10 protein-coding genes are annotated in these 10,804 nt (G+C 65.9%); 6 read left to right on the top strand and 4 right to left on the bottom strand.

Annotated elements, in window-relative coordinates; genetic code table 11:
- From ACO6D5_RS17850 to ACO6D5_RS17840, 3 genes are all read right to left on the bottom strand, one after another.
- A partial coding sequence (locus tag ACO6D5_RS17850) for a cytochrome P450 family protein (RefSeq protein WP_485826092.1) occupies positions 1–1,091 on the bottom strand: 1,091 nt, incomplete at its 3' end.
- 71 nt (positions 1,092–1,162) lie between these two features.
- Complete coding sequence (locus tag ACO6D5_RS17845; protein WP_315846083.1) at positions 1,163–2,014, bottom strand: NAD-dependent epimerase/dehydratase family protein; 852 nt, start codon at positions 2,012–2,014, stop codon at positions 1,163–1,165.
- Positions 2,015–2,081: 67 nt separating this feature from the next.
- Positions 2,082–3,728, bottom strand: a complete 1,647-nt coding sequence (locus ACO6D5_RS17840) for an electron transfer flavoprotein-ubiquinone oxidoreductase (protein ID WP_485826091.1) — start codon at positions 3,726–3,728, stop codon at positions 2,082–2,084.
- Positions 3,729–3,841: 113 nt separating this feature from the next.
- Here ACO6D5_RS17840 and ACO6D5_RS17835 point away from each other — a divergent pair, with 113 nt between their 5' ends.
- From ACO6D5_RS17835 to ACO6D5_RS17825, 3 genes are all read left to right on the top strand, one after another.
- Positions 3,842–4,291 (top strand): thioesterase family protein, encoded by a 450-nt coding sequence (locus ACO6D5_RS17835; RefSeq protein WP_315846085.1) that lies wholly within the window; start codon positions 3,842–3,844, stop codon positions 4,289–4,291.
- Positions 4,292–4,578: 287 nt separating this feature from the next.
- The gene (locus ACO6D5_RS17830; protein ID WP_054423951.1) at positions 4,579–5,277 is read left to right on the top strand and encodes a CoA transferase subunit A; all 699 of its coding nucleotides are present in this window, start codon (positions 4,579–4,581) and stop codon (positions 5,275–5,277) included.
- Positions 5,278–5,289: 12 nt separating this feature from the next.
- On the top strand, positions 5,290–5,943 hold the full coding sequence (locus tag ACO6D5_RS17825; protein ID WP_006223869.1) for a CoA transferase subunit B: 654 nt from the start codon (positions 5,290–5,292) through the stop codon (positions 5,941–5,943).
- Positions 5,944–5,998: 55 nt separating this feature from the next.
- Here ACO6D5_RS17825 and ACO6D5_RS17820 read toward each other — a convergent pair whose 3' ends face one another.
- On the bottom strand, positions 5,999–6,457 hold the full coding sequence (locus ACO6D5_RS17820) for a GNAT family N-acetyltransferase (protein WP_485826090.1): 459 nt from the start codon (positions 6,455–6,457) through the stop codon (positions 5,999–6,001).
- Between the two features lie 202 nt (positions 6,458–6,659).
- Between ACO6D5_RS17820 and ACO6D5_RS17815 the strand changes: the two genes are divergently transcribed.
- From ACO6D5_RS17815 to ACO6D5_RS17805, 3 genes are read left to right on the top strand one after another with little or no spacing between them, the layout of a single operon-like run.
- The gene (locus ACO6D5_RS17815) at positions 6,660–7,535 is read left to right on the top strand and encodes a MurR/RpiR family transcriptional regulator (RefSeq protein ID WP_006223876.1); all 876 of its coding nucleotides are present in this window, start codon (positions 6,660–6,662) and stop codon (positions 7,533–7,535) included.
- On the top strand, positions 7,532–8,512 hold the full coding sequence (locus tag ACO6D5_RS17810; protein ID WP_485826089.1) for an isoaspartyl peptidase/L-asparaginase family protein: 981 nt from the start codon (positions 7,532–7,534) through the stop codon (positions 8,510–8,512). Before ACO6D5_RS17815 ends, ACO6D5_RS17810 begins: the two co-directional genes overlap by 4 nt.
- Positions 8,513–8,552: 40 nt before the next feature.
- A complete protein-coding gene (locus ACO6D5_RS17805; RefSeq protein ID WP_485826088.1) occupies positions 8,553–10,439 on the top strand; it encodes a dipeptide ABC transporter ATP-binding protein in 1,887 nt (628 codons plus the stop codon).
- The last annotated feature ends 365 nt before the right edge of the window (positions 10,440–10,804 follow it).

Below are 10,804 nucleotides of genomic sequence, written 5' to 3'. Positions count from 1 at the left end.
GAGGCCAGGGCGGCGGGGTCGACCCCGGCTTGCAGCAGATGCGCCAGCGCGCCCGTGGCGTGGTGCCGCGCCAGGCTGTGGCCGGGGCAGGCATGGCCCTGCGCCCCTGTGCCGGGCGCCCCTATGCCGGGCGCCCCTATGCCGGGCGCCCCTATGCCGGGCGCCCCGAACGTCCAGCCGGCATCTGGTTGGACCGTTGCGGCGGCAGCCAGCACCAGCAGCACGGTCTGGCCGGCCTCGACCTGCTGGCCGCCGATCGTGATCGTGTCGGCCAGGAATCGCCGCGTGTTGTGCACGGGCGGATCGTGGCGGAGGACGTGGTCGAGGATCGCCGGGGCGTCGGCGCGGGCCGCGCCGGCGGACAGGCCGCGCCGGCCGATATGGACCAAGGCGTTGCCCAGCAGCCCGGCGCCGGCCTCGCAGGACTGGAACAGCAGGCCGGCAAGGTTCGCCGCCATCATGGCAGCCGGGACCTCCGCGCGCGCGCCATCCTCGCGCAGCGTCCGTAACGCGGGGGAGGCGTCGCCAGCAAGCAGCAAGGATTCCAGGCGGGATTGCAGCGCCTGGGCGGCCGCGTGTCCGGCGACAATCGCATCGGCGCTGGCCGTGGCGGGCAGGGCGGCCAGGAAGACGGCGATCTGCGTCGCGCTGTCGGCCTGTAACGCGGCGCCCAACCCCAGGAAGGCCGCTTGCGCGTGGACGGGTGCGGCGGTGAGGTAGCGGTCCACGTCGGCGGCATCCCCGGCCGGTACCGCGGGCCAGAACGGCGTACAGGGCCGCGAGCCTTGTTCGTGAATGAACGTCGCCAGCAAGGCCTTCAGCCGCGTGTGCAAGGCGCTGTCGTTCATGCGCACGAAACGGCTGAACAGTTCGCCGGCAGGGCCTGGACACAAGCCCCGGGGCACGGGTTCGGACGGGGGGCGCACACGGGCGGCCGGGTCACGCATGACGGCCAGGATCGTGTCCGGATGGCTGGCGACCCACAGGCCCAGCGTCTCATCCCGATACAGCGGCCTCTCGCGCGCCAGCGCGGCGTAGTAGGGGTAAGGGTCGGGATGCGTGACGGCAAGCAGGGGATGGGCGGGAAGCATGGCGTGGTCGGCGGTGGGTCTGGCCGCCAGTATCCGCCGCCCGCGCACGCAACGATTCGGCGCCGGACGAACTATGCCTGCGTCGTACCGGCGTCGGCCAGCAGCGCCGCGTACCCCGCTCGTGAATCCGGCCACCGCAGCGTGAATCCGCTTGCCCGCAGGCGGGCATTGCTGAGCTTCTTGCTGCCCACGTTCGCCGGGGCGGGCGCGATGCGCGGCGCGGGCGCCCCGGCCATCGCCGCCAGGTCGGCGTACAGCGCATGCAGCGGCAGCGGCGTGTCGTCGCAGCCGATGTAGACGGGATCGACGTCAGGCAGCAGCGCCAGATGCACGACCGCCGCGGCGGCGTCGTCGATATGAATGCGGTTGGCCCAATGCTCGGGCTGGACGGGCGCGCCCGCCGCCCCGCTGCGCAGCCGCTCGATCAATTGCAGGCGGCCCGGCCCATACAGGCCCGCCAGCCGCAGCGACGTGGACGACAGGCCGCGCGCGGCCAGCGCCGCCTCGGCCTCCAGCAGCACGCGGCCGTTGAAACCTTGCGGAGCGGGCGGGGTGTCTTCATTCACCCAACCGCCTTCGTGTTCGCCATAGACCGCGCTGGACGACACGAACACAACGCGCTGAAGGCGCGACGCGTCCAGCGTATCCAGCACGGTTTGCAGGCCGTCGATGAAGACGCCCCGGTAGACCGACGCGTCGCGCGAGCCTGGGGCGGGAAGGTGGATCAACCGGGTCACGCCCGCCGGCAGGGCGGGCAGGCTGGCGGGCTGCGTGATGTCGCCTTGCAGCCACCGGATGCCGCTGTCGTCGTCCTTGGGGGGATGGCGGCGCAGCGCATGGACCTCGTCGCCGCGCGCCAGGAAGCGCCGGGCGACGCGTTGGCCCAGGTCGCCGCAGCCAATGAGAAGTACGCGTTCGGTCATGGAGGTCACCTGAAAAATGAAAAAGCGCCCCAAGGGGCGCCTTGTGGCGGGGCGGGGCCCGGCCGGATCACATGCCGCTGTACACCGGCCCTTCGCCGCCTTGCGGCGCCACCCAGACGATGTTCTGGGTCGGGTCCTTGATGTCGCAGGTCTTGCAGTGCACGCAGTTCTGCGCGTTGATCTGCAGGCGGTCGTCGCCGTGGTCGTCCTTGATGAACTCGTACACGCCGGCCGGGCAGTAGCGCGATTCCGGGCCGCCGTACTTGGCCAGGTTGATGCTGACCGGCACCGACGGGTCCTTCAACGTCAGGTGGATGGGCTCGTTTTCCTCATGGTTGGTGTTCGAGATGAACACCGAGCTGAGCTTGTCGAAAGTGAGCTTGCCGTCGGGCTTGGGATAGTCGATGCGGGCGCATTCCGATGCCGGTTGCAGACAGGCGTGGTCGGGCTTGCTGTGGCGCAGGGTCCAGGGCATCTTGCCCTTGAGCAGCAGTTGCTCGACGCCGGTCATCACGGTGGCGATGGTGCGGCCCTTCTTGAACCACTGCTTGAAGTTGCGGGCCTTGTTCAGTTCGGCGTGCAGCCACGAGGCCTCGAACGCCTTCGGGTAGGCAGTCAGCTCGTCCTGGCGGCGGTCGGCCACCAGGGCGTCGAACGCCGCTTCGGCGGCCAGCTTGCCGGATTTGATGGCCGCATGGCTGCCCTTGATGCGGGACGCGTTCAGGAAACCGGCTTCGCAGCCGACCAGCGCGCCGCCCGGGAACGTCAGCTTGGGCAGCGACAGCAGGCCGCCGGCCGTGATGGCGCGGGCGCCGTAGGCGATGCGCTTGCCGCCTTCGAACGTGCCGCGGATGGCCGGGTGCGTCTTGTAGCGTTGGAATTCGTCGAACGGCGAGAGCCACGGGTTGGCGTAGTCCAGGCCGACGATCATGCCCACGGCGACCAGATTGTTGTCCAGGTGGTACAGGAACGAGCCGCCATAGGTGTCGGAATCCAGGGGCCAGCCAGCCGTGTGGATGACGAGTCCCGGCTTGGATTGCGCCGGGTCGACTTCCCACATTTCCTTGATGCCGATGCCGTAGGCCTGCGGATCGCGGCCGTCGTCCAGCTTGAAGCGTTCGATCAGTTGGCGGCCCAGTTGGCCGCGCGCGCCTTCGCCGAACACCGTGTAGCGGGCATGCAGTTCCATGCCGGGCTGGTAGTGGTCGGTGTGCGAGCCGTCGCGGGCCACGCCCATGTCGCCGGTGGCCACGCCGCGCACGGCGCCGTTTTCGTCGTACAGCACTTCAACGGCGGCGAATCCGGGGAAAATGTCCACGCCCAGCGCTTCGGCTTGTTCGCCCATCCACTTGACGACGTCGCCCAGACGGACGATGTAGTTGCCTTCGTTGTGAAAACAGGGCGGCAGCAGCCAGTTGGGCGTGGCGCGCGCGCCCGTCTGGGACAGGAACAGGAACTTGTCCTGCGTGACGGGCACGTTCAGCGGCGCGCCTTTCTCCTTCCAGTCGGGGATGAGCTCGGTCAATGCCAGCGGGTCCATGACGGCGCCGGACAGGATGTGCGCACCCAGTTCCGCCCCTTTCTCAAGGACGCAGACGCCGATCTCCTGATTCTTTTCAGCGGCCAGCTGCTTTAGACGGATTGCGGTGGCCAGGCCGGCGGGTCCACCGCCAACCACGACCACGTCATATTCCATCGACTCGCGTTCAGACATTTGCAAAGCTCCCCGTATGTATTCCATATATGGCTGGAAGTATTATCGGCGATTGTATTGCAGGCGGAGGCCATGCACGCCTTCGTATTTCTTTTAGCCTTCAGGAGTAATTGGTGAACCCGGACAATCTGTCTGCGCGGATTCTGGCGGTGGGCGATACCCATCAGGTGGAATTGCCTTTGCGTTGGGGCGATTCAGACGCCTTGAATCATCTGAACAACACGCTGTATTTCCGCCTCATGGAAGAGGCGCGCATGCAGATCCTGTACGACGCGGGCTTCGAGCTGCCTGCGGACAACGGCGCCATCCTGGCCCATGCCTCGTGCGATTTCCTGCGCCCGCTGACCTATCCGGCGACCGTGCGCGTCACGCACAAAGTGACCCGCATCGGCCGTTCCAGCGCGGAATTCGAGCTGCTGCTGGAGAAGGTCGGCGACGATGCCGGCCCCTATGCCCGCGGGCGCAACGTGCTAGTCTGGATGGACTACGTGGCCAATACGTCCGCACCGTGGCCGCAGGAAGTGCTGGCGCAGATGGGCACGCAGTTCAAGGCAGCCGCCTGAGGGCGGGCAATCCCGCAGGGGCCATCCTCCGAAAGCCCGCGCGGAATTGGCCGTCATGCCGTTAAAATCAAGCGCAAAACCAGAATAGAAATAAAGGGGCGCGCCACCCTCGGCGCCGCGACCCAGAGACATCGGGCAATGTCGCGATGCCGTCTGGGGCCGACGCCGGCAGCCGCGCTCCAAGGAAAGACAGGGCCCTCCCCGAATTTCTTGATCCCCATGCGGGACGGCCGCGCAAGCGGCGGGGCGGGCACTCTTGAGTTCGACCTTAACTAGGAGTTGGAGCGATGGACAAGGTTTTTGCAAGCGCCCAGGAGGCGCTGGCAGGCATCGTCAAGGACGGTCAGATGATCGCCGTGGGCGGTTTCGGCCTGTGCGGTATTCCCGAGGCCCTGATCGCCGCGCTGCGCGATTCGGGCGTGAAGGATTTGACGTGCATCAGCAACAATGCGGGCGTCGACGGTTTCGGCTTGGGCCAGTTGCTCAATACGCGCCAGGTCCGCAAGATGATCGCGTCCTACGTGGGCGAGAACAAGGAATTCGAACGCCAGTTCCTGTCGGGCGAACTCGAGCTTGAGTTCACCCCGCAAGGCACGCTGGCCGAGAAGCTGCGCGCCGGCGGCGCGGGCATTCCCGCGTTCTTCACGCGCACCGGCGTGGGCACCATCGTGGCCGACGGCAAGGAAATCCGCGAATTCGACGGCCAGCAATACGTGATGGAGCGTTCGCTGGTGCCGGACGTGTCGCTGGTCAAGGCGCACATCGCCGACCGCAGCGGCAACCTGGTGTTCCGCAAGACGGCCCGCAACTTCAACCCGAACGTCGCCATGGCCGGCAAGTTCACGGTGGTCGAGGTTGAAGAGATCGTTGACACCGGCAGCCTGGATCCCGATCAGATCCACCTGCCCGGCATCTATGTGCAACGGATCGTGCTGAACACGACGCCGGAAAAGCGCATCGAACAACGCACCACTCGCCCGGCCTAAGGAGAAGACGACATGGCATGGTCCCGCGATGAAATGGCGGCGCGCGCCGCGCGCGAGCTGCAAGACGGTTTTTATGTGAACCTGGGTATCGGCCTGCCGACCCTGGTGGCCAACCACGTGCCCAAGGGCGTGGAAGTGTGGCTGCAATCCGAGAACGGCCTGCTGGGCATCGGCCCGTTCCCCACCGATGACGAAGTCGACGCTGACCTGATCAACGCCGGCAAGCAGACGGTGACGACGTTGCCGGGCTCGTCGATCTTCTCGTCGGCGGACTCGTTCGCGATGATCCGGGGCGGCAAGATCAACCTGGCCATCCTGGGCGCGATGCAGGTGTCCGAAAAGGGCGATCTGGCCAACTGGATGATCCCGGGCAAGATGGTCAAGGGCATGGGCGGCGCGATGGATCTCGTGGCCGGCGTCGGCCGCGTCGTAGTCCTGATGGAGCACGTGGCCAAGAAGAAGGACGGCACCGAAGACATCAAGCTGCTGCCCGAATGCAACCTGCCGCTGACCGGCGTGGGCGTCGTCGACCTGATCATCACCGACCTGGGCGTGATGGAAGTCACCGAAGGCGGATTGAAGCTGCTGGAAACGGCGCCGGGCGTGACGGTGGACGAGATCCAGTCCAAGACGCTGGCCAAGCTGGACGTGTCGGCCGTCAAATAAACGGCTGCCGTTGTTCAGGTAAAGACGCCCCGCAAGGGGCGTTTTTCATTGGGGGCTAGGCGGTTTCGTCCAGCCGCATCCCTATGTGCGGAATGCCGTCTTCGATGTACTCGTCCGTGACCTGCACGAAGCCGTGTCCGCCGTAGTAATTGCGCAGGCGGGCCTGCGCGCCCAGGTACATGGCGCGGCCGGGCCAGCGCTGGCGCACTTCCTGCATGGCATGGCGGATCAATTCGTGGCCCAGGCCCTGGCCGCGCGTCCAGGGCGCGGTGATGACGCGGCCGATCTCGATCTGCCCGTCTTTCTGCGACGGGTCCAGCATCCGGCAATAGGCGGCCAACTGGCCGTCCTGCCAGGCCATCAGGTGGCACGTCTGGCCGATCAGGTCCTTGCCGTCGACGTCCTGGAAGATGCATTGCTGTTCGATGACGAAGACTTCCGTGCGCAGGCGCAGGATCGCGTAGATCTCCGGCACGGTCAGGTCCTGGTGGGGTTTGCAGATCCAATCGGGCATTGCGTCAATCCAAGTCGGCAAGGGGCAAAAAAGGTGGGGGAAAGCAGGGCGCCGTTAGCGTACCTCAAACCGGCCCCGTTTCTTTTGATGCACTGTTACATAAATTCACGGGTATACCCTTACTATGAAAATGAATTTTCTTATCTAAAATTTGTGTGTAAACAGATTTACACAATCCTCCGCTAAGACCCATCCCCCATCGATGAACAAGGCCGCACTTACGATCGCTGATCGGATCGCCCGGGCTCAGCCCGCGCTGAGCCGGACGCAGCACAAGATGGCCGAATACGTGCTGGCGCACCAGTTCCGCGCCGCCACGATGACCATCGACGAGTTCGCGGCGGCGGTGGGGGTGTCGGTGGCCACGGCGAACCGCTTCGCGCGGGCGCTCGACCTTCCTGGCTATCCGCAATTCCGCGCCGAACTGGCGCGCGGATTCGAAGCCGCGCTGGAACCCGTCGAAAAGCTGCGTACCGAACTGGCGCATTCCGCCAGCGCCGTGCAGATCTTCGCCGCCACGCTGGAAGAAGACATCCGCAACGCGCAGCGCAACCTGCAATCGCTGGATTCGGCCGCCTGTGAGCAGGCGGTCGAAGCCATCCTGGCTGCCGACCGCGTGTTCATCATCGGTTTCGGCGCCAGCGGCTTTTTGGCCGGCCTGCTGCAACGCGGCCTGTGCATGAGCCTGCATTCCGTCGAATCGCTGGCCGGCCCCGGCGGCGTGTCGCATGCTGCGCGTCAGATGTCGCGCATGACGGCCAAGGACCTGGTGATCGCTATCGGTTTCCCGCGCTATCTGGCCGACACGGTGACGCTGGCCGCCGCCGCCAAGCAGGCCGGCGTGCCCGTCCTGGTGCTGACCGACAAACCCACGTCTCCGCTGGCGCCCACGGCATCCGTCGTGCTCTACGCGTTTTCCGCGCGCCAGCTGATCCCCAATTCCGAAACCGCCGCGCTGGGGCTGATCGAAGCCCTGTCCGCCGCGGTGGCCTATCGGGCCAAGAATTCCGTCGCGGCCGCGGCTGGGGTGACCCAGTCTGTGATGCCGTGGCTTATCCATGGAGTAGGTAAACGATGATTCAACCCGTGATTGCCATTCACGGTGGCGCCGGCGCGATGTCCCGCGCGGCCATGTCGCCCGAGAAAGAACAGGAATACCTGGCCGCCCTGGAGTCGATCCTGACCGCCGGCCAGGCCGTGCTGGCCAACGGCGGCAGCGCGATTGACGCCGTCACCGAAGCCGTGCGCCTGCTGGAAGATTGCCCCTTGTTCAACGCCGGCCACGGCGCCGTGTTCACCAGCGCGGGCACCCACGAGCTGGACGCCGCCATCATGGACGGCGCCACGCTGCGTTCGGGCGCCATCGCCAACGTGAACTGCGTGCGCAACCCGGTGTTCGCCGCGCGCAAAGTGATGGAAAACAGCAAGCATGTGCTGTTCGTGGGCGAGGGCGCCGAAGCCTTCGCCAAGGAACAGGGCCTGGACATCGTCGATCCGTCGTATTTCTCGACCGAAGCCCGCCGCGAGCAACTGCTGCGCGTGCAACGCGAAACGCCGGACGCCGCCGTGCTGGACCACGACGGCCAAGCCTTGGTCGCACGTGGCCAGCCCGCGCCGGCCGACCCGCTGGACGCCGACAAGAAGTTCGGCACGGTGGGCGCGGTGGCCGTGGACGCCCAGGGCAACCTGGCGGCCGCCACCTCCACCGGCGGCATCACCAACAAGCAGGTCGGCCGCGTGGGCGATGCCCCGCTGATCGGCGCCGGCACCTATGCCAGCAACAAGACCTGCGCCGTGTCCACGACGGGCACGGGCGAAATGTTCATCCGCATGGTCGCCGCCTATGACGTGGCGGCGCAGATGGAATATTGCGGCGCTTCGCTGGAAACGGCGGCAAACCGCGTCGTCATGGAAAAACTGCCCACCATCGGCGGCAAGGGCGGCCTGGTGGCCGTTGACGCCCAGGGCAATGTGGCCTTGCCGTTCAACACGGAAGGCATGTATCGGGGTTACGCCCGCGTAGGCGAAAAGCCGGTCACCGCCATCTATCGATGAGCGGCGGCGGGTTCTGTATTGATATTGGGGATTAATAAAGATGGTTGATCGCGCAAACAGCCTGGCGCTGCCGGAAAACCGCGTGGTCCAGGTCGACGACCTGACGGTGCGCTTCGTAGGTTCGGAGCGCACGGTCGAAGCCGTGCGCAACCTGTCGTTCCATGTGGACCGGGGTGAAACCCTGGCCATCGTGGGCGAATCGGGTTCGGGCAAGTCGGTGACGTCCCTGGCACTCATGCGTCTGGTGGAACATGGCGGCGGCCGCATCGCCCAGGGCAGCATGGCCCTGCGCCGGCGCAACGGCTCCGTGATCGACCTGGTCGGTTCCAGCCAACGCGTGATGCGCAATGTGCGCGGCGCGGACATGGCCATGATCTTCCAGGAGCCGATGACCTCCTTGAACCCGGTGTTCACGGCCGGCGACCAGATCGCCGAATCGATCCGCCAGCATCAGGGCAAGGATGCCTCAGCCGCGCGCGCCGAGGCGCTGCGCATGCTGGAACAGGTGCGCATCCCGGAAGCCAAATCGGTGCTGGACCGCTACCCGCACCAGTTGTCGGGCGGCATGCGCCAGCGCGTGATGATCGCGATGGCGCTGGCCTGCAAGCCGGCGCTGCTGATCGCCGACGAACCCACCACCGCGCTGGACGTCACCATCCAGGCGCAGATCCTGCAACTGATCCGTCAACTGCAGGAAGAAATGCACATGGGCGTGGTGTTCATCACCCACGACATGGGCGTGGTTGCGGAAGTGGCCGACCGCGTGCTGGTCATGTATCGCGGCGACAAGGTCGAGGAAGGCCCGTCGGAACAGGTTTTCGAGGCCCCCAAGCATTCCTACACCAAGGCGCTGCTGTCGGCGGTGCCGAAGCTGGGCGCCATGGAAGGCACCGATCTTCCCGCGCGGTTCCCGCTGTTGCAGGTGGAAGGCCAGGCGCAGCCTGTGGCCGAACCTGGTGTCACCAGCACGCAGGAAGTGCCGGCCGCCAAGCGCGAGCCGATCCTGAGCGTGCGCAACCTGGTGACCCGCTTCGATCTGCGCGGCGGCATCCTGAGCCGCGTGCAGCGCCGCGTGCATGCCGTGGAACAGGTCAGCTTCGACCTGTTCCCGGGCGAAACGCTGTCGCTGGTGGGCGAATCAGGTTGCGGCAAGTCCACGACCGGCCGTTCGCTATTGCGCCTGGTGGATAGCCAGGGCGGCGAGATCAAGTTCGGCGGGCGCGACATCGTGCGCTTGAAGAACAGCGAGCTGCAATCCCTGCGCCGCGACATCCAGTTCGTGTTCCAGGACCCGTTCGCATCGCTGGATCCGCGCGTCACGGTCGGTTTCTCCATCATGGAGCCGCTGTTGGTGCACGGCGTGGCCAAGGGCCGCGATGCCGAGCGCCGCGTGGCCGAATTGCTGGAGCGCGTGGGCATGCCGCCGGAAATGGCGCAGCGCTACCCGCACGAATTCTCGGGCGGCCAGCGCCAGCGCATCTGCATCGCGCGCGCGCTTGCCCTGAACCCGAAGGTCGTGATCGCCGACGAATCGGTGTCGGCGCTGGACGTGTCGATCCAGGCCCAGATCGTGAACCTGCTGATCGACCTGCAGCGCGACATGGGCATTTCGTTCCTTTTCATTTCGCACGACATGGCCGTGGTGGAACGCGTCAGCCATCGCGTGGCCGTGATGTACCTGGGCCAGATCGTCGAGATCGGCCCGCGCCGCGCCATTTTCGAGAATCCGCAGCACCCGTACACCAAGAAGCTGATGTCGGCCGTGCCGATCGCCGATCCGGCGCGCCGCCACCTGAAGCGCACCTTGCTGTCCGATGAAATCCCCAGCCCCATCCGCAAGCTCGGCGACGAGCCGGTGGTGCAGCCGCTGGTGCAGGTTGGAACCGATCACTTCGTTGCCCGCCATCCGGTCGGCGGCGCGTATTGATTCCGTTGTCGTACTTGTTTTTCTTCCACCAAACCCCCCTAGGGCCTATTAACACTAAAAGGAGCCTCGCATGAGTACTCAAATGAGTGGCTATCAAGGCGCGAAGCGCAGTCGTGGCAGGTCCCCGGCGAGCATTCGCAACGCTGAGAGGCGCTCATTTGAGTACTCACCCTTCGGGCAGGCCGGTAATCGGCCGCCAGGCGTCGTTGCGCCCACCTAGCGTGGCAAAGCCACGCGGCGGCGACCGCGCCTAGCCTGGCGGCCGATTACCGGCCTGTGCGAGGCTCCTTTTAGTGTTAATAGGCCCTTATCCATTATCGGAACCAGGAGTTGCAATGATGAAAGTTCTGCGCCCCACCAAGCTG

Source organism: Achromobacter sp. (genome assembly GCF_057314935.1).
This window is presented reverse-complemented; position numbering and strand designations above follow the sequence as displayed.

Excerpts from the sequence above, each read along its gene's own strand:
- ACO6D5_RS17845 (WP_315846083.1), bottom strand. The coding sequence starts at position 2,014 with ATGACCGAACGCGTACTTCTCATTGGCTGCGGCGACCTGGGCCAACGC.
- ACO6D5_RS17840 (WP_485826091.1), bottom strand. The coding sequence starts at position 3,728 with ATGTCTGAACGCGAGTCGATGGAATATGACGTGGTCGTGGTTGGCGGT.
- ACO6D5_RS17830 (WP_054423951.1), top strand. The coding sequence starts at position 4,579 with ATGGACAAGGTTTTTGCAAGCGCCCAGGAGGCGCTGGCAGGCATCGTC.
- ACO6D5_RS17825 (WP_006223869.1), top strand. The coding sequence starts at position 5,290 with ATGGCATGGTCCCGCGATGAAATGGCGGCGCGCGCCGCGCGCGAGCTG.
- ACO6D5_RS17820 (WP_485826090.1), bottom strand. The coding sequence starts at position 6,457 with ATGCCCGATTGGATCTGCAAACCCCACCAGGACCTGACCGTGCCGGAG.
- ACO6D5_RS17815 (WP_006223876.1), top strand. The coding sequence starts at position 6,660 with ATGAACAAGGCCGCACTTACGATCGCTGATCGGATCGCCCGGGCTCAG.
- ACO6D5_RS17810 (WP_485826089.1), top strand. The coding sequence starts at position 7,532 with ATGATTCAACCCGTGATTGCCATTCACGGTGGCGCCGGCGCGATGTCC.
- ACO6D5_RS17805 (WP_485826088.1), top strand. The coding sequence starts at position 8,553 with ATGGTTGATCGCGCAAACAGCCTGGCGCTGCCGGAAAACCGCGTGGTC.